General features: G+C 47.0%; 16 protein-coding genes. 8 read left to right on the plus strand and 8 right to left on the minus strand.

Translation table 11 applies throughout. The features are described 5' to 3' along the window. Positions 1–30: 30 nt before the first annotated feature. The 3 genes from H6570_08575 to H6570_08585 form a co-directional block, all read right to left on the minus strand. A complete protein-coding gene (locus H6570_08575; protein MCB9319322.1) occupies positions 31–201 on the minus strand; it encodes a helix-turn-helix transcriptional regulator in 171 nt (56 codons plus the stop codon). 23 nt (positions 202–224) lie between these two features. Continuing rightward, positions 225–632 (minus strand): TonB-dependent receptor plug domain-containing protein, encoded by a 408-nt coding sequence (locus H6570_08580; protein MCB9319323.1) that lies wholly within the window; start codon positions 630–632, stop codon positions 225–227. 89 nt (positions 633–721) lie between these two features. After that, a complete protein-coding gene (locus H6570_08585) occupies positions 722–1,765 on the minus strand; it encodes a nucleoid-associated protein (GenBank protein ID MCB9319324.1) in 1,044 nt (347 codons plus the stop codon). A 136-nt stretch (positions 1,766–1,901) separates the two neighbouring features. On the opposite strand from H6570_08585, the gene H6570_08590 reads away from it, so the two are divergent. The 4 genes from H6570_08590 (at position 1,902) to H6570_08605 (ending at position 7,091) form a co-directional block, all read left to right on the plus strand. Next, a complete protein-coding gene (locus H6570_08590; protein ID MCB9319325.1) occupies positions 1,902–3,848 on the plus strand; it encodes a glycoside hydrolase family 97 protein in 1,947 nt (648 codons plus the stop codon). Then, on the plus strand, positions 3,848–4,666 hold the full coding sequence (locus H6570_08595) for a carbon-nitrogen hydrolase family protein (protein MCB9319326.1): 819 nt from the start codon (positions 3,848–3,850) through the stop codon (positions 4,664–4,666). Before H6570_08590 ends, H6570_08595 begins: the two co-directional genes overlap by 1 nt. Before the next feature lie 271 nt (positions 4,667–4,937). Further along, entirely contained in the window at positions 4,938–6,605 is a 1,668-nt protein-coding gene (locus H6570_08600; GenBank protein MCB9319327.1) for a DEAD/DEAH box helicase, read from the plus strand. Between the two features lie 264 nt (positions 6,606–6,869). Next, positions 6,870–7,091 carry a hypothetical protein gene (locus H6570_08605; protein ID MCB9319328.1) on the plus strand — a complete coding sequence of 74 codons (222 nt, stop codon included), beginning with the start codon at positions 6,870–6,872 and terminating at the stop codon, positions 7,089–7,091. A 58-nt stretch (positions 7,092–7,149) separates the two neighbouring features. On the opposite strand, the gene H6570_08610 is transcribed toward H6570_08605, so the two are convergent. Next, positions 7,150–8,643 carry a carboxypeptidase gene (locus H6570_08610; GenBank protein MCB9319329.1) on the minus strand — a complete coding sequence of 498 codons (1,494 nt, stop codon included), beginning with the start codon at positions 8,641–8,643 and terminating at the stop codon, positions 7,150–7,152. Between the two features lie 138 nt (positions 8,644–8,781). Here H6570_08610 and H6570_08615 point away from each other — a divergent pair, with 138 nt between their 5' ends. After that, a complete protein-coding gene (locus tag H6570_08615; protein ID MCB9319330.1) occupies positions 8,782–9,132 on the plus strand; it encodes a hypothetical protein in 351 nt (116 codons plus the stop codon). 162 nt (positions 9,133–9,294) lie between these two features. On the opposite strand, the gene H6570_08620 is transcribed toward H6570_08615, so the two are convergent. Beyond that, positions 9,295–10,461 carry a Gfo/Idh/MocA family oxidoreductase gene (locus tag H6570_08620; protein MCB9319331.1) on the minus strand — a complete coding sequence of 389 codons (1,167 nt, stop codon included), beginning with the start codon at positions 10,459–10,461 and terminating at the stop codon, positions 9,295–9,297. A gap of 192 nt (positions 10,462–10,653) precedes the next feature. On the opposite strand from H6570_08620, the gene H6570_08625 reads away from it, so the two are divergent. Further along, entirely contained in the window at positions 10,654–11,016 is a 363-nt protein-coding gene (locus H6570_08625) for a nuclear transport factor 2 family protein (protein MCB9319332.1), read from the plus strand. 33 nt (positions 11,017–11,049) lie between these two features. Here H6570_08625 and H6570_08630 read toward each other — a convergent pair whose 3' ends face one another. From H6570_08630 to H6570_08640, 3 genes are all read right to left on the minus strand, one after another. Next, positions 11,050–12,156 carry an acyl-CoA desaturase gene (locus tag H6570_08630; GenBank protein MCB9319333.1) on the minus strand — a complete coding sequence of 369 codons (1,107 nt, stop codon included), beginning with the start codon at positions 12,154–12,156 and terminating at the stop codon, positions 11,050–11,052. 218 nt (positions 12,157–12,374) lie between these two features. Then, the gene (locus tag H6570_08635; protein ID MCB9319334.1) at positions 12,375–13,505 is read right to left on the minus strand and encodes a DEAD/DEAH box helicase; all 1,131 of its coding nucleotides are present in this window, start codon (positions 13,503–13,505) and stop codon (positions 12,375–12,377) included. A gap of 710 nt (positions 13,506–14,215) precedes the next feature. Continuing rightward, positions 14,216–16,843: a hypothetical protein gene (locus H6570_08640; GenBank protein MCB9319335.1), complete on the minus strand. Its 2,628-nt coding sequence runs from the start codon at positions 16,841–16,843 to the stop codon at positions 14,216–14,218. A gap of 170 nt (positions 16,844–17,013) precedes the next feature. On the opposite strand from H6570_08640, the gene H6570_08645 reads away from it, so the two are divergent. Both H6570_08645 and H6570_08650 read left to right on the plus strand, forming a co-directional pair. Then, complete coding sequence (locus tag H6570_08645; GenBank protein MCB9319336.1) at positions 17,014–18,612, plus strand: L-serine ammonia-lyase, iron-sulfur-dependent, subunit alpha; 1,599 nt, start codon at positions 17,014–17,016, stop codon at positions 18,610–18,612. A 90-nt stretch (positions 18,613–18,702) separates the two neighbouring features. Then, complete coding sequence (locus H6570_08650; GenBank protein ID MCB9319337.1) at positions 18,703–19,578, plus strand: sulfite exporter TauE/SafE family protein; 876 nt, start codon at positions 18,703–18,705, stop codon at positions 19,576–19,578. The last annotated feature ends 126 nt before the right edge of the window (positions 19,579–19,704 follow it).

Here is a 19,704-nt window from a genome sequence, read left to right on the forward strand (position 1 = left end):
AGCTCAATACAGCAGAAGTATGAGAGGGTATTACTGTACCTGCTCCTGGACAATTTGCTTTTGAAAAGATTTGGGGGTCATCCCATACTTCTGTTTGAAAACGCAGTTAAAATAAGAGCGGGTGTCAAATCCACAATCCATGACGATATCCTTGATCTTTCGCTGTGGGCCCCGCAATACAATGAGTTTAAAGAGGAGCATAATTTTATGTTCCTCTTTGTCTTTTAATACTTGATCTCAACAACACCATTAGCGCCGCGGGTGCCATAGATTCCGGTATCTGCGGGATTTCGCAGCACGTTGATGGATTTCAGTTGCGCGGTATTGACCATCGAAAAGACATCCCGGAAACCTCCGTATACGGGTACGCCATTCACCACAAACAAGGGCTCGCTATCGCCCAAAAAACTGGCCGAACCCCGTATCCGGACTCGTGCATTGGCGCCTTCGCCCTGCACCGTAATACCGGGTACTTTTTGTAACTGAACATCAAGGGGAATTGAATTGCCGGGTTCTACCGCGAGACTTACCTGTTCGGGTCCTGGAGTAGCTTCCGGCATATCTTTGATGGCTTTGCAGCTAAAGACAAATGACAAGGAAGCCACCAAGAGGTAAAAGATTGCTTTTTTCATATCCTTTCCTTTATTATTGGTAACAAGTTAACCAAAAAATAAATCCCCGTCAATGATCTCTATCGGCCTGCGGGCAGTTGCCAGGCTGATCACAGCTCATCCTGATAATAGAGTTTGTAATATTTCCTTCCATCGTCGTCAACGCCCTTTTCTATTAATGATCGATCACCGTGAATGTAGATATGGAAGTTTTTATCCAATTTCAGAACACTCTTGAACACTCGGGCGTATTTCTTAACGGCTTTTTCAGAGACATCGAAGACCGGCTCCATTTCAAGTTGGTTCTCTGCAAGGTAGTTGGACTGAAATTGTGCAAATACACCCTGGATTAAAGGATCATCGAAGACCTCATTGGTAAAATCATTTACATTGACCTGATCGTGGGTGTGCAGATAGTCCATGGATTTATTAAGAAAGTGCACCTGATCGGTTTTATCGATTTGTCTTTCTTCGCCTAGGTTTTGACTGATAAAAGATTTGGTCATCTGCATCAGATGAGCCGTCTGATGGAATTGGTCCGACCTTGGGGCGACATTGAGGAAATACTTCCGCCAGTACTGTGCTTCCAGTGATTTATTAGCCTGATCGATGATGTAGACCTGGTAGCCTGAATCTACATTGGTATTGATAATCAGGCACCCTTTATCCAGCCTGCGGATGGGAATGCCGGTTTGAGTTTGCAAGGCGCTTATCCCTTCACCCTGCAGGAATTGCAGAAAGGTATCCTGAGTCTCACTTTTGCACAGCACCACCGCATCTGTGACTTCGTCTTCATAGACCAACTGATCGAACCGTACGACGCAAAAATCACCATCCTTGATATTGGGATGAACGGCTGCTTCGTAAAGATGCTTAGCCAGATCCTTTGAAATGGACAGCAAGTGATCCGGATATTCAAAGATACGCCTGACCAGATTGTAGGCGGCATTCAGGTCAACCTCTCCATTGGCAAAGTCAAAAGCGTAACTTTCCCTGTCCCGGAATGGCTCCAGGAAATGCTCGGTAAGCAAATGATAATAATCCGGATCGACCCGGGTCGTCTGCCCTGACAAAATCAATGGATGTCCGGAAGATCCGTTTCCCACCGTATGGATGGCCATTTGTTTGAATTGTGCTTCACTCCAATCGATCATATGCAAATGAGTTTATGGTGCCGGTGGGACAATTTTAGCCATTTCATTGATTTATCCCAAGTGAACAGATTGCGTTAAACGGCTTTCGTGTAAAATCGACGAATTGCGTACATTGTACACTTAAAATCAAGTTCCCATGTTCCGGATATTTTGCTTGGTCACACTGCTATCTGCTCTCTTTACAAAAGCCATCGGTCAACCCTGGATGGTCAGTTCTCCCGATCAAAAAATCAAGGTAACCATAACCCTGACAAAAGGAGAGTTGCAGTATACAGTACAGAAAGATGGTAAAACGTGGATCAACGCTTCTCCCATCCGGTTGGATATTGCCGAGGTACCGGTGGATTATACCCTGAACTCCGCGCAAACGACCAGCCATGATGATAAGATCATTCCGGTAGTCCATGAGAAATTCGCCAGTATCCGTGACCAGTACAATTTACTGGATCTCCAGTTTGAAAATAGCGTGGGGCTGGAGTTTCGGGCGTATGACAGGGGAGTAGCCTGGCGTTGGAAATCGGCACTGGACGGGACCATCACAATCCTGGGCGAACAGGTAACCTATGTATTCAATAATGGAGACCAGGTTTATTATGCCAGTGAAGAAGGGTTTTATTCTCATAATGAACGCATATTCAAGAAGTTCGCATTATCTCAGTTATCGTTGGATAGTCTGGGCAGCTTACCCGCGCTGGTTGAGCAAAACAGCCATTACATGCATATAAGTGAGTCAGACCTGTACAACTATCCGGGTCTGTGGCTGACAGGCACCAATTCCGGTACACTTACTGGCACATTTCCCCATTACCCCCTGCAGGAGAGACAAGTTCGTGACCGGGATATCATGGTTACTGAAGCAGCCAATTTCCTGGTAAAAACACCAGGAACACGCACTTTTCCCTGGAGAACCATCCTGATGGAAGATCACGCTGCTGGACTGCTTACAAATACCCTCATCTATCAACTAAACCGCCCGGCGGAAGGGGATTTCAGCTGGGTGCAACCGGGTAAGGTCCAGTGGGATTGGTGGAATGCATTGAATACCTACGGTGTAGACTTTGAAAGCGGAGTGAACACGGCTACCTATAAGCACTATATTGATTTTGCGGCCCAAAACGGGATCCCATACATCATCCTGGATGAGGGCTGGTCGCCTACGACCGATGTAACAGTTTCCGTTCCGGAGGTGAATGTTCCGGAATTGGCGAAGTATGGCCAGGAAAAAGGCGTGAGCCTTATCCTGTGGGTATTGTGGAATGCACTGGACAAAGATCTGGATAAAGCGATGACGGAATATACCAGGTGGGGTATCAAAGGTATCAAAGTGGATTTCATGCAGCGTAACGACGCAGAAATGGTCAATTATTACGAGCGGATCGCCAGGGCCACCGCTGCTCATCACCTCCTGCTGGATTTCCACGGCTGCTATAAGCCAACTGGTTTTCGCCATGAATTCCCCAATGCGATGACTCGTGAAGGCGTGCGCGGAAACGAATGGAGCAAATGGGATAATTCCAAGTTGACAGGTCCCGAACATAATCTCACCTTACCGTTCACGAGGATGGTCTGCGGGCCTATGGATTATACACCGGGAGCCATGCTGAATGCCCAGCTGCGTGACTGGTCACCCAGCTTTAGCCGGCCGATGAGTTTGGGAACACGTTGTCATCAGCTGGCCATGTATGTTGTCTTTGAGAGCCCTCTGCAGATGTTGTGTGATGTCCCTGAAAATTATTTGCGGGAGTCTGAGTCTTTTGCATTTCTTCAACAGGTGCCGACGACCTGGGAAGATACCCGCGTACTTGACGCCGCCGTAGGCGATTACATCGTGGACGCCCGTCTTGGCGCGGATGGAAATTGGTATGTTGGGGCAATGACGGATTGGACACCCCGGGAGTTGGATGTAACACTTGATTTTCTGGACTCCGGCGATTATGTGCTGGAATACTGGGCAGATGGTATCAATGCAAACCGCATGGCCCAGGATTACAAAACCGGTAAAATGAACGTAAGAAAAGGGGATAAACTGCATTTGGAACTTGCGCAGGGGGGTGGTTACGTAGCAGTCATCCGCAAGAAATGATGAACAATCTCTCTTTGATCCTGAGTTATTTGCTGTGGGCAGGTCTGGTATCCGGACAGACATCGGTACGGGTAGCGGTAGCCCAGATCTTTTGTTTGGATGGAGATCGGGAAGGTAATTTTCGCCGCATCGAAAATGCCTTGGAAGAGGCAACGCAGCAAGGGGCAGATATCGTTTGCTTCCCCGAAATGTCCATATTGGGCTGGGTCAATCCAGATGCGCATCAGCGTTCCTTTCCAATTCCTGGATCTGATTCCGATCGTTTGTCAGAATTAGCGCGGCAGTATCAGGTTTATGTATGCATCGGGTTGGGAGAAAAAGAAAATGAAAACCTCTATGATGCCGTCATTTTGATTTCCAATGAAGGCAAAATATTGGCCAAACACCGGAAGAACAACATCCTGAGTGAGTTGATGGATCCTCCTTATACACCCGGGAATGGCGTGACGGTGGTCGATACAAAGTTTGGAAGGATCGGATTGTTGATCTGTGCCGATTCTTTTCTGGAGGACAATCTAAAAGCGATGCGCAGACAGCATCCGGACCTGGTACTTATACCCTATGGTTGGGCTGCGGAAGAAAAGGAGTGGCCACAACATGGCGAAGAGTTGCATAAGACCATCCGCAATGCTGCCGGCAAGATCGCTAGTCCAATTGTGGGAACTGATTTGGTGGGCATGATTTCCCATGGTCCCTGGACAGGTCAGGTGTATGGAGGGCAAAGTGCTGTAATAGACCAGAATGGAGTGATATTGGGATCATGCCGGGATCGTGATCGTCAGGTTCTGATCGTAGATATTGAGCTCAATAGACACTGATTTTAACGATTCAGGTAAACAAATAAATGCAAAATCAAGATTTGCGGGAATCGAAGCCCCCGTATTGATTTCCCAAGCCCTCAAAAGCTTTCAGTTCACAGATCAATTGTCGGCTCAGCTTTAACTGGATTTTTAATATTCCGAATGGTTGTGACGATTTATTGGTCAACCTTATTCAGGGATGGTCCTCATAGCCCAAAACCAAATCTCAAACCTCAAATCCATAATAATGTCATACCTTTGTGCCTCATTTACATAATCAGGTCATCCTTTGCAATCATTTCAATCCCTGGGTCTGCGTGAAGAAATTTTAGCCGCTCTTCCCGCCATCGGACTTCACCAACCTACGGCCATTCAGCAAGAAGCCATTCCACATCTGATCACCGGAATGGTTGATTTTATAGGTCTGGCTCAGACGGGCACCGGTAAAACGGCAGCATTTGGTTTGCCATTGATCGAACAGATCCAGCAGCAGGAAAGCACCGTGCAAGCCCTGATTATCGTTCCGACCCGGGAATTATGCCTGCAGATCGAACAGCAACTAAAGTCTTTTACCGCTATGATGCCTGGTATCCGGACATTGGCTGTGTATGGAGGGGCTTCTATCCAGGGGCAGTTGATTGGATTAAAGAAAAAACCGCACATCGTGGTAGCCACCCCGGGACGACTTATGGACTTCATGGAGCGCAAGAAGATCTCCCTGGAATCCGTCCGTTATGTCGTGCTGGACGAAGCAGATGAGATGCTGCATATGGGATTTGTGGATGACATCAACGCCATCCTTGCCCAGGTTCCGGATGAGCGGAACATATGGCTCTTCTCAGCGACGATGCCAGCACCCATCAGGCAGATTGTAAATCAGTACATGCGCGACCCGATTGAAGTGGTTATCGATCAGGGACAAAAGACCAATCAAAACATTGAGCACCAATATGTGCTGGTCCAGGCCACTGATAAGACCCAGGCTTTATGCCGGTTTCTGAATGCTGACCCGATGATGAGAGGTATCGTATTCTGCCGTACCAAGGCAGGTACCCAGGATCTGGCTGATTACCTGAGTCAGCAGGGGTACGCTGTGGACAGTTTGCATGGGGACCTGACTCAAAAGCAACGAGAGCATGTGATGAAGCATTTCCGGACCGATAAAACCCATATGGTAATTGCTACGGATGTGGCTGCCCGGGGTATTGATGTCCAGGACCTGCAATACGTTTTTCATTTTGACCTTCCCGATGACGCCTCGTATTATACCCACCGGAGTGGCCGGACGGCAAGGGCTGGAAAATCGGGAATATCTTTGTGTTTGATTACCCCGAGAGAGCTCAACCGCGTTAAACAGCTCGATCGCCAGTTGAAGTTGAACCTGAAGCGAGTGCGCGTACCGGATGCCAATTCTATTCAGGAGAAATTCATCGAAAATTGGGCTCAGTCGCTGTGGGATGAGCAACCTAATCTGGACCAGACACTCAAAGAGCAGGCGCTTGGCTGGTTTTATGAAATGTCCAAAGAGGATCTTATTGAGCGCATTGTGAGTATCCATCTGAAAGCCATGCCGCCTATCCGGGATAACCGGGATCTTAATGTTGAAGTTCAGGAAGCCGTCAAGTCTGCAAACAAGAAAAGTAAACTATACATCAACGCCGGTAAAATGGATGGCCTGACCAAACAGTCCATGTTGCACCTACTTACCCACCAAACCGGTGTAGGAGGCAAGGGAATCGGGCATATCGAAATAAGACAAAAGCATTCAACCATAGAGTTGTCTTCGGCAGATCTGGAGACCCTGATTATGGAACTTCAGGGCAGATCCTACAATGGCCGACGCCTCTTTCCCAAAGAGGATAACGCAAAAGAACCGATGCCGCATAGCCGGAAACACATCCATAAGATGAAGAAAAGCACCAAGAAAAAGCGGAATTCAAAGTCTTCTTCTCATTAGATCATGGAATTCATGATTAAAGTGAATTAATACCTCAATACTTATTTCACTGATTCAATATTCGATATAATTTATTGAATTTTAAATTATTAACTCACATGACTTAACAAGGTGCTTGAAATTGAGTGCCGGGTAATATTGATTTTTTTGTAATAAAAACGAGGAAAATCGTATATTTTTGTTATGCTTCTAAAATAAGCGCTTTAGAACCTCGTTTCATTTAAGAAGTCCTTTTTTAATTCATCCAGAAAGCCTAAACCAAAAATGAGAAAACGATCCATTACCTGGCTTCAGTACACCAAAGTCATACTTGAAAAAGTCAGTTTTGACTTGCAGATATTTCTCAAAGAGCTCAAGAAATCGCTTATTCGATTGACCATTCTTGAGTTGGTTGCACTGGAAACCTGGATTTCTGAACGATTTCAGGCTGTCATCGCCTACAAAGCAGCTCGTATCGTTCATGAATACCGCGTAAGTCTTTACTGACTTCGTCTGATCTTACATCCGATTCTTACTGCCGAATTTCACTGGTATTCCGGGGAAATCAATTCATTCCGTCCTTATACTCAGCAGGTTCACCTTTTGCCGGTATCGTCTTCTGAATGAATGTCCGTATATCTTCATTTGCCTGCTTCAGGTCTTCCTGCCTCAGATACATCATGTGTCCGCTGCGATATCCTTTCCAGACAAAACGGTCTTTCATTTTACCACTCGGATCCATATTCCACATGCTATACTTTGCATTGAAATATGTACAGGCTCCATCGTAATAGCCGGACTGGATCATGACATTCAGGTAGGGATTCTGTGCCATAGCCTGGCGGAGGTTTTTTCCGGTCTGATCACCACTGCGATCCCAGGGATGCACCGGCCCAAACATGTTGTATTTGGTATCGGTCTTGAATCCCAGTTCTTCCCGGATGTAGTAATTGATAGCTGGTGTGAACGAATGCAGCCATGACGTGATTTCCGAGTTATAATCGGGGCGGTCTCCGGCATCTGATTCGTCAATGCCCAGGTAGCGTGAATCCAGACGGCCAACAGTGAATCCGCGATCACGGAGCAATTCCTTCCAGAATGCATTCATGGATACATCCAGATTGTTCTTCAGGATGAAATCTTCACTTAACCCGGAATACATGGCCATTTTGGCAGCAACTGCCTTTTTCTTGTCCACATCCAGGAAGCCCCCCATGACCATGGCGGGTAAAAGTTCATTGATGGTAAAAGTTTCCACTTCGGGCAGCATGTCAGTCAGGTCCTTATTCTGTAATGCCGGAGGCAATGCTTTGTGGTACCATGCTGCGGCTGCAAAATAGGGGAGTCGGTTAGCGGCAACCACAGGACCGTCGCGATCGATACCCAGTTCGGTCGGAGAGACCAGAATGACGCCGTTCAGATACATCCACTGTGCATTTTCCAGTTCGAGGGCAAGGCCGGATACCCGGGTAGTGCCGTAGCTTTCACCTACCAGGTATTTTGGAGAACGCCAGCGATTATTACGGGATACAAAGGTCGTTAGCCATTCCGCCAGGTATTTAATGTCAGCGTTAACGCCAAAGAACGTTTCTTTTTTTGCTTCCGGATCCACGATGCGTGAATACCCGGTATTGACAGGATTGATGTAAATAATATCCGCAACATCAAGAATGGAATTGGGGTTATCCCGGATACCATAAGGTTGTACCGGATATCCTTCATCATCGATGATCAGCATGCGGGGACCTGTATAAGCAATGTGCATCCAGACGGAAGCAGAACCTGGGCCGCCATTAAACGAGAAAATCAAAGGGCGATTGGTTTGATCCTTGACATCCGTCCTCTGATAATAAGTGTAAAAGAGTGTCGCAATAGGTTTTCCTGCTTCATTCCATACCGGTTGAGTGCCGGTGGTAGCAGAGTAGGGGATACGGACACCCTTGATGTTGACCTCATGCATGGTTTTCACCATGGTATCGATCGGGATGTAACGGTTTTCTTGTGCCGGCAGGTAATAACAAAATACCAGTAGTAAGGGTAGCAGGAAAAGTTTGCGCATCATACTTTATTCAATTTAAGGTTATGAAAGTAGGAAATCGATGGTATAAAGCAAACCTCAGCCTGGGATAATGCAACGATTTTTCATGCCGAGGTGAGTACACCGGTAAGATGAATGCCTTCTTACCTAAATACATCTATGAGACAAAGACCGCTTTTAAGATTAATTGGCGCAGGATTGATTGCGTCAGCTGCAATGATGTCCGGTTGTACCAAGACCGAATCGATCGTCTGTGACGGAACTACACCCTCATTTGCCTCCGACGTAAAACCCATCATTCAATCGTCATGCGCACTTTCCGGGTGCCATGCTTCTGGATCAAGGAATGGTGATTTCACTTCCTATTCCGGGTTATATGCGGATTTGGTTAACGGACAATTTAACCGGGAAGTACTGGTCAACCGTACCATGCCGGAGGGTTCCAGTTTATCAACCAGTCAGCTGCAGACCCTGCAATGCTGGTATGACAACGGTTACGAGAATAATTGAAAAAGGGGGAGAAGGGTAATAGAGGTTAAAAGGGTAAAAGAGGTTAAAAAGGTAAAAGAGGTTAAAAAGGTAGAAAGGGTAAAATAGGTAGAAGGGGTTCATCGCCTCATGCAATTAGCCCCGCGGAACGGTCGAGATCTGAGGCACTTCTGCTACCTCCCTTCACAACTCCATTTTAACCCGCTGGGCCTGGGCCTGGGCCTGAAGCGTGACTTCTGTGGCCAGAAAGCAGTGGTCCTGAGTCATAGCGGTTTCAGTCCGGTAAAGGATATCGTGGGTAAACTGCTCACCAAAAGGCAGGTATTGATCGGAACAATCGATGTATCTCGTTTCCTTGTTATCGACCAGAAAGAGATGGTTACCTCCGGTCCGTCCGGCAAGATCCGTGTACTTTCTTAATTCCATAAAGCCTTCGGTACCGAGGATGGTCAGGCGACCGTCACCCCAGGTGTCCAGACCGTCCGGCGTAAACCAGTCCACCCGGATATACCCCATCCCGCCATTTCCGCGTAAGATGGCATCACCGAAGTCCTCGAATTCGGGATACTGAGGGTAGTGGACATTCCCTGTTTGAGCTCCGGCAATAATAGCTCTTGTGGATCCGGTGTAATAAAGGAACTGATCGATCTGGTGGGATCCGATATCGGTTATGATACCGCCATAATATTTGGTATCAAAGAACCAGTCAGGCCTTGAGGGTATATTCATCCGGTGGGGTGCAAGATTGACGGTTTGAATTACGCGGCCAATGGCTCCGGCTTTAATGAGTTCTGCAGCTCTCACCGAGGCCTTGTTTTCCATGCGCTCGCTGTAGAGAATTGAAAAGATCCGGCCGGTATCCTTTTGTACTTTTTTGACTTCCTCCAGTTTTTCCAGCGTTATGATACCAGGTTTGTCCGACATGAAATCCTTGCCGTGTTCCATGGCTTTAATCCCGATGTCAGCCCGATCAATGGGAATTGCAGCGCTTAGGATCAGCTGGATGCTGGTATCTTCATAGATCTCATCAGCACTTCGGGCCGGTTTGGCGTCCGGGTACCGCTTCCTAAACTCCTGCATGATCTCGGGCTCGGTGGCATGATAGGCCACCAGAATACCACCTGCCCGCTGCATAGCTCCGACCTGACCATAAATGTGTCCGTGATTCATTCCAATGACTGAAAACCGTATGGGCTGATCAGGCACCCTGGGTGTTCCGGGTGGTATCTTCTCCAATTTTACCGGCCGGTCTGCCCAGCCTAAGGGGATACCGGTTGATGTCAGAGCCATAGCTGCTATCGAATTTTTGATAAAATCACGACGAGGCTTTTGCCGGTTGCTGTTCTTCATGTCTGATCGTATTGCAATGAATGATTAATGTAATCATATTTCATCATTGGCAAGTGACAACTGAACCGGTAAACAACTCTTAACACAGCCGTGTCAATCATTTTCCAACTTTTCTGATCTGAACCACGTTTTATAATGGATGGTACTTTGCCACTGGTAAATCAGTAATCTTAACCAATCAAAACCTCCAATATGAAAATCGAACAAATTGCCAACCGGTTGGTGGAATTATGCCGTACAGGTGACTTTGCAACCTGCTATCAGGAATTGTATTCGCCGGATATCATCAGCCTCGAACCTGAAGGGTCTCCCATGCAGAGGGTCCAGGGATTTGAAGCTTTAAAAAAGAAAAGCGAGGAATGGAATAAAATGGTCGAGAAAGTGAATGGTTCTGAAATCGGGGATCCGGTTATCGGAGGTGACTACTTTGCCATTCCCTGGAAGATGAATGTCACGTTCAAAGGCGCTCCTGGTCCTACCAATATGGATGAAATCTGTGTCTATGAAGTGAAGGATGGGAAGATTGTAAAAGAACAGTTCTTTTACAATCAGTAATTACCTGAAAGAAGCCTTAGATTATATCAGGGATCAGTCGATCGGATTTTTGTCAACTCCGAATCGTTGCAGGGCCTCAATGTGTGATCGCAATGCCTGCCTGAAGGTCTTATGCTCGAGATAAGGAATCCCATACTCTTCGGCAGTCCGTTTTACAATGACTGAAAGGGCAGGGTAATGTACATGGCTGATGCTGGGAAACAGGTGATGTTCGATCTGAAAATTCAACCCGCCAATATACCAGGAAAGCCATTTGTTATGCCGGCAGAAATCGGATGTCGTATTAAGCTGATGTATGGCCCAGCTGTTTTCAATCTGGCCTTCGTCATTCGGCAGGGGATGGGTGGTTTCATTCACGGAATGTGCCAATTGAAAAATAACCGATAAAATCAGCCCGGCCAGGGCATGCATGAGGAGGAATCCGGACACATAGGGAAGCCAGGGCATGTGGAATACTGTCAATGGAATGATCAGGAATATGCTGTAGTAAAAAAGCTTGGCGAAGATCAGTTTGATCAGACTATAGCGGGCTGCTTTTGGATTTTGTTTGTTAACACCTTCTTTTCTGTACCGGTTAAACTGTATAAAATCTTTAGCTGACGCCCAGTAAATGGTAGACAGAGCATAAAAGAAAAAGGCGTAAACTGCCTGCATCCGGTGGTACCAATTGACTTCAGTATGCGGTGAAAAACGCAGGATCACCTTGTCACCGATGTCATCATCCATATGAACTATGTTCGTATAGGTATGATGAAGTACATTATGCTGCAATTTCCAGTTCAATACGGACCCACCCAATAAAATGAGTGTATGCCCCAGCCAAAAATTGACCTTGCTGTTGCTTGAATAAGCTCCATGGTTGGCATCATGCATGACACTCATTCCTACACCAGCCATGGCAGCACCCATAATAGACCAGAGGAGTAATTCCACGGGCCATCCTGGTTTTAAAGTCAGGAGTAGAATAAAAGGGAGAAGATATGCGGTAAGGAGGATTATGGTCTTGGCAACCAGGGTTGCATTCCAATGTTTTGACAGGTGATTTTCTTTGAAATATTGGTCAACCCGTCGTCTCAAAAGCGGTAAAAAACGCTTGGAAGCTTCATCCGGGTGGACAAATTTTACTACAGGTCTCAGCATAAATTTGTATTTCTTATTGGCTCTTCTTTATCCTAAATCACCGAAGCAACCCGGATGGTGCATCAAAATAGTCAAAAGAAACTGGCATCTACCACTTCTATGACCTATTTCACACATGTTTAATAACATCTATACGTGAAACGGCTTAAAAAAGTTGCAGCTGATCAATATTACGCCATTGATAGTTACCTGTTTTCAGGTAACTATCAATGTTTTGCTTAAAATGAGAAAGGATGGTGTGAAATCACCTCCATCGGGATCTTTGTCAGTTGATGGATACCTTCCAGATAATCCGTCTCGTCTTCGGTACAAAAGGAGAGTGCAATGCCCTGGGCACCAGCACGACCGGTACGACCGATGCGATGAACATAGGTTTCAGCCACCTCGGGAAGTTCGTAATTGATCACATGAGACAAATTTTCTACATCGATACCCCGGGCTGCAATATCCGTAGCTACCAGGACATCAATGCTTTTTTTCTTGAATCCATCCAGTGCACGGACCCGCGCACCTTGTGATTTGTTGCCATGAATCGATTCCGCACGCCATCCACGTGAACTCAACGTGCGCGCTACTTTGTCGGCTCCCCGTTTGGTTCGCGTAAATACCAGAGCCTGAGTTACATTACTGTTCTTTAACACATATTCCAGTAATCCCCGTTTGTTCTCACGCGGCACATAATAAAGAAACTGCTTGATCAGCTCTGTAGTGCTTGATACCGGTGTGACTGCAATGGTTTCCGGATTGTAGAGGATGGTTCCAGCCAGTGCTTTAATTTCTTTTGTGGTTGTCGCGGAAAAAAACAGCGACTGTCGACGGACTGGCAGGGTGGCTATAATCTTACGGATATCACGAATGAAACCCATGTCAAGCATTTTATCTGCTTCATCAAGGACAAAAAATTCCACTTGATGCAATGATAAAAATCCCTGTTGCTGCAGGTCAAGAAGCCGGCCAGGCGTAGCGACCAGTAAATCAAGTCCTTTCTTTAATTGCTGGACCTGAGCATGCTGGGATACACCGCCATAAGCAACAGCGTGACGGACAGGCAGATTGCTGGCGTACTGGTTGATGTTATCGTGGATCTGTAAGGCTAATTCACGCGTAGGGGCTAATATTAAGGCCCGAATTTTACGGGGATTATTTACTGCTCCCTGCGCCAATAACTGCAAAATGGGTAATGCAAAGGCTGCCGTCTTACCAGTACCGGTTTGTGCACAGCCAAAGAGGTCCTTGCCTGCAAGGATCCTTGGTATAGCTTGTTGTTGAATCGGAGTCGGAGTGGAGTAGCCTTTTTTAGTCAGGGCCTGCAGTAAGGGTTTGGATAGTTTCAGATCTGAAAATTTCATTAATTCTTATTTAATTGATACAATACCCGGATTGCCAACAACTGGATGATCCTCAAACGGATACCCTTTTGTGGTAATCAGGTCGATTTTATCTATCAGGAAAAATGTAGGAGAAATACCGGATGAGTAGGAGGTCAAACAGATTGCAAATACAATCTTCTCAGTTAGATGGTGCAAAGATAGGATATTTTATTAGATGATGGTTATTGTCTGTGACATTGAAGCAGTACCGAAAATATTGGAGTTATGATTTCAGGAACCATTCAGCCATGAGTTCCCACTGATTACAGAGAAACTTGACCGGTAACAATCACAAAAAAACAGAAGAAAAGTCAAAATCGTTCACCTAGAACGTTTTACTATTGGAAACAGGATTCAGATGCTCACCTTCTACCGTGTCTTTTTCAAACGGCATGTCTTGCACTGCGTAAAGATTCTCCTTTTACTTATTGCTTTGCCACAACCTGCACATGCCTGCAGATGTAATAATGTCAGGGATTTTTGTCAGAATGCAACTGCAAAAGTGCCAATCGTTGAAGTGCAGATCCTGGATTCACTTGATGCCATTCATAAAAGGGCTGTCATTTACAATACCATTCAAAACTGGCTGAACCGGGATACAATAATCCTCCGGGGTGGAACGAAGCCGATTGCCTCTTGAATTTACAGCGTTTGGAAAGATCATTTATAACAAAGCAACCGATTGGTCCTCAATCTCTTGTCCTATAGGGCGATTCCGGTTTGGTAATCGTAAATGGTTGCTCCCCGATAACCTGATTTCCCTGGACCAATATCATACGATACTTTCCAGCACCGAGATATTCACGGTAATGGATAAAGTAGGGGAGGTTGCTCGTTACTTCTCGCATCACCAGGTCCCATCGATATTGATTGAAGCCATGGGATCCCTCAAGCTTTTTCTCCCACACTGTTTGATCCTTGTCATCCACAGCTTCCAGGGTAACCGGTTGCGCTGCAAGGAGCCAAAAGGATATGTCCAATTTAAGGGTGGTGCGTTGATCGACTTCGCCTCCAAGAGCATTAAACCAGGGGCGTGGAGTGGGAGCGATGGGGAATAGCCAGTTTTTTGCCGGATCCAGCTTATGTTCAAGCATTTCATAAATGGGACTTAAACCGAGTTTGTACATCCCTCTTCCATGGGTAGCCGCAATCAGTTCGGATGTCTTGTCCAATATTTCCAGGTCCGCGACAGCAGTTGAAGGCATATTTTGACCGAATAGATCCCAATGTTCACCTCTGTCCTGTGAAATAAAGACTCCACGAGCTGTCCCGGCATACAGGAGATCCGGATAATGCGGGTCTTCAAGCAGTACATTAACCGGCTCCCGTGGAAGACCATCACTTATGGGCAGCCAATGAGTACCAAGATCTTCCGACCGGTAGAGATAGCAGTCAAGATCGTCGTCATTGATACCGGTCATAGCCAAATAAACCCGGTTGGTTTCAAATCTGGAAGGGCAGATGCTGCGGATATAACGGTTGGCCAATCCTGCAGACCGTTCGGTCCAGGTAAGGCCGTCATCCTGAGTGAACCAAAAGCCCCCTTTGTCGGTCCCTGCGTAAAGCCAGCCGGGATGAACGGGTGACTCCACCAGCGCACCCAGGGCAAAAGACCTTTTGGCAGTGTTAATTGATTTTGCCAGATTGCCACTGATTACCTGCCAGCTATTGCCCCGGTCCAGACTCTTAAATACATAATTCCCGCCATGGTAGAGTGTGTTTGCCTGATGAGGGGAAATAAAATAGGGGGTTATATAATTGAAATTCAAGGTGTCCTGTATGGATTCCGGAAGTGATGGTTTAATGCGTTTTGTGGAATCAGCGCAACGATCGTACCGGATGGCTTCTCCATGCTGCTGGCTATAATAGACGATACAGGAATCTTTCGGGTCAACCTGACTTATACAACCGTCACCACCATCCCAGGGATCAATCCAGATGTATTTCCAGGGATCCGGAAAATGGGTTTTGATCTCTTGAGGTGGTCCATACACGGTTGCATCGTCCTGCGTGCCGCCATAGATGACAGATCGTTTCTGGTCTATGGTCAGGTCGTAAAACTCGCCGACAGGCAAATTGTTAAAATGTGTCCAGGATTCGCCTGCATCGTAACTCACATAAAATCCTCCATCATTTCCCAGTGCAAGATGGCTTGGGTTTTCCGGGTTGATCCAGAGTTCACACTGATCCAAATGCAATCCCTGGGCTGCACTGGGGTTCATGTGCTGAATGTGTCCGCCCAGGAAAGAAAACGTCTTGCCTCCATCCTGACTTCGGGCCAGCCGGACCCCCAGGCAATAGACGTCATCGTCATTTTGTGGATTGACATAAACATCGGTGAAATACCATCCTATTCCCGGAAATAGCTTGAAGGGTTGTTCATGGGTCCGCTGCCAGTGTTCGCCTCCATCGGTTGAACGGTACAATTCGGCAGCGTCATCCCTGGGATTATTCAGGTTATCCATAAAAGCATAAACTTTATCCGGGTTCTGCTGCGATACCGCCAGGCCGATCCTGCCAATATGTTCGTTGACCGGGATTCCGTTGACACATCGTGACCATGTAGATCCTCCATCTTTACTGGTGTAGATGCCACTTCCGGTGCCGCTGATGCCCGGATAGACTTCCCATAAAGAGGCATAGATCCGGTCCGGGTCAGTAGGGGAGATGACCACATCGTTCGCACCGGTACGATCGTTGACGTACAATACGTGCTCCCAGGTTCTACCGCCATTGATGGTCCGGTACACGCCACGATGTCTGTTGGGGGTCCACAAGTGACCCAGAACGCATACCAGAACGATATCCGGATTGGTGGGATGAACCGCAATCTCAGCAATTGACCAGGAGTCCTCCAGGCCGATGTACTCCCATGTCTTTCCGGCATCATCCGATCGATACATGCCGGTGCCGGGTAGTGTGAAGTTCCTTGGTTTCTTAAGGTGTTCGCCGGTTCCCACATAGATAATATCCGGGTTGGAGGGGGCCAGGGCTGCATCACCGATACCCAATGCGGCCTGGTTTTCAAATACCGGATGCCAGTCCAGGCCATTGTTCGTGGTTTTCCATAACCCTCCTGATCCATAACCAACATACATGGTGCCTGGTGCGGAGGGATCGACCATGACTACATCCGCTCGTGCAGAATTCACCATTGGCCCAATCGAAACCCAATCCAGACGATAAGGGCTTTCAGATTTCATTTTTTGATAAGCCTCAAATGACTGCACCAGCGTTGAGGGTGGTTGCTGTCCGGTACACGGGAGAATGCCGGCCCAAAATATAAGGAGCCATTTAAAGAATTTTTGTTCGCTCATAACCATTGGTTCAATGCTGTGAAGGCAATTCTCTGCAAACAAGGTACATAGAGATCCTCAGCGATTGAGTGTATATCCAGCTTAAAAGTTCCAGATGTCCGTCAATCCTTCTAAATTTGAAAAGAACCGGGTTTGTTCTGCAACGACACATTTCTTAAATCGCTTAAGTTATGGCCAGTTATCCCAGCATTTTCAACGACGTGATCGGGCCGGTGATGCGCGGACCGTCAAGCTCACATTGCGCAGCTTCCTTACGGATTGGTCGTCTTTGCCGCGACCTGATGGATGGCGATATCCGGGAAGTTTATATCGAATTTGACCCGAACGGATCCCTGGCTACAACGCATAAAGGCCAGGGCTCGGATATGGGACTTTTTGGAGGATTCCTCGGATGGGAAGCTTATGATGAGCGTCTGCCTGCTTACCAGGAAGCCACTGATGAAGCAGGCATTCAGATCAAAATTGACATCCATCCGATTGGAGCGACACATCCCAATACCTACAAGATTACGTTGACCAATGATCAGGAAACGCATTGGCTGACCGCCTTATCAACCGGCGGAGGCATGATCGAGGTGATTGAAATCGATGGCGCCGCAGTGTCCATGTACGGGGATTATTTTGAGACACTCATCTATGTATCCTCAAAAAGCGCTGCTGAGAGGCTGGAGAAATATCTTAAGAAATCACTTGTTTTTGATTTTATTCAGATCCATTCAGGACTGAATACGTTTATAGAGATAAAGCATAATATTAAGATATCCAATGAAATACAGGATTTAATTAAAGCATTTGATGATATATATTATGTAAAGGAATTGCAGCCTGTTTTGCCAGTTCTATCCCGTAAGGAACTTCAGGTGCCTTTTATCACCTGTGCGGAAATGCTGGAATACAATCGTGGCAAAGCGCTGGATCTGTGGCAACTTGCTCTGGAATATGAAAGTTTGCGTGGTAACATTTCCAAAGAGGAGGTTTTTCTGAAAATGAAGGACATCGTCGGTATCATGGGCAATTCCATAAAAGAAGGTCTGAAGGGAACGACGTACGCGGATCGCATCCTGGGGCCGCAGTCTCTGGAATTGTCTAAGCGGATGTCAACGAATCAGCTGGTAAAGGATGATGTGCTGAACCGCATAATCCTGTATGTATCGGCCATGATGGAAGTGAAAAGCTCCATGGGTATCATTGTAGCAGCACCAACCGCGGGTTCGTGCGGTGCATTGCCGGGAGCCATTCTGGGAATTTCGGATGCATTTGATTTCCCGGAAGACGCTACCGTTAAAGCGATGCTGGCAGCCGGACTGATCGGTGTATTCATTGCAGCACATGCGACTTTTGCAGCTGAAGTGGGTGGTTGCATGGCAGAGTGCGGTTCAGGGTCCGGAATGGCTGCTGCAGGTATTGTTACCTTGAAAAATGGAACGTTGAATCAAGCCCTGGGAGCTGCATCCATGGCGCTGCAATCGTCTCTGGGTATGATCTGTGATACCATCGCCGACCGCGTGGAAGCGCCTTGTCTGAACCGTAATGTATTGGCTGCGTCGAATGCCTTATCCAGTGCCAACATGGCGTTGTCGGATTACCAGCATCTGATTCCGCTGGATGAGGTGATCGAAACCATGAAGCGGGTTGGTGATGCATTACCCAATACGCTGCGTTGTACCGGATTGGGCGGACTGGCCATCACCAAATCCGCCAAGGAAATCGAAGCACGTCTCGAAGCCAATGAAGCTGAGCGCAGGCAGCATGCCTATAAAGTATGTTAAAAGTGAAGGCCAGTAACGTGTTTATTATGCAATTGTCATCTCGACCGAGCCAAAGGCGAGTGGAGAGATCTCATAAGTGGAATAACAATAATGATCACTACGATTTGGATTGCATTAGGATTCCTTACACTGTGGTTTGGATTCGTCCTGTTTAGAGATTATTATCGGCACCGGGACCAACTGGAACCCGAAAGCAGCTGGTTGAAGACCGGCATTATCGGGTTTGTGGTCAATTTTTTTGATGTCCTCGGCATAGGTGCCTTTGCTCCGCAGACTGCGTTATTGAAATTTTTCGGTCAGACCAAAGATCGTGTGTTACCGGGCACGCTGAATGTAGCAAATACCTTGGCAGTGTTGTTACAGGCGTTTTTGTTCATCGGTATTGTGGAAGTGGAACCATTGACACTGATTGCCATGATCCTGGCCGCTATGGCCGGTGCAGTATTTGGGGCAGGAATGATCGCAAGATGGACAGAACGTCAGATTCGGTTGACCATGGGAATTGCCTTGCTGGTTACCGTATTATTTATGTTAGCTGGTCAGTTGAACTGGATCACGGGCGGCGGTGATGCCCTGGGACTGACTCCAGGAAAACTCGCTGTTGCGGTGGCAGGAAATTTTATCCTGGGGGCACTGATGACCGCCGGTATTGGTTTGTATGCGCCATGTATGGCGTTGGTCTATGCCTTGGGTATGTCACCGCTGGTCGCGTTTCCGGTGATGATGGGTTCCTGTGCATTTCTGATGCCGCCAGCTTCGGTGCGGTTCATTAAGGCGGGCGCTTACAACCGCAAGGCAGCCGTCGGTATGGCCATACCGGCCATCGGTGCTGTTTTGTTAGCCGCACTGGTCGTCAAGTCGCTGCCGCTGCATGCACTACGCTGGGTCGTCATGGTGGTGATCCTGTATACAGCTTTTATTATGTTGAAATCTGGTATGAACCGGCCACGTGGGGTCCCGGGTTAAAATCTCATCTTATTTCCTATAATTAATATTATGTTAAGTAGAAGTTGAGGGAATGGATCCTGGATGATATTCTGAACCTGGTGTTGTCTTTCCGTATGTCCCCCATGTCCATGAATATTTATTAAA

The organism is Lewinellaceae bacterium (genome assembly GCA_020636135.1).
In the GTDB taxonomy this organism is placed as follows: Bacteria; Bacteroidota; Bacteroidia; order Chitinophagales; family Saprospiraceae; genus JAGQXC01.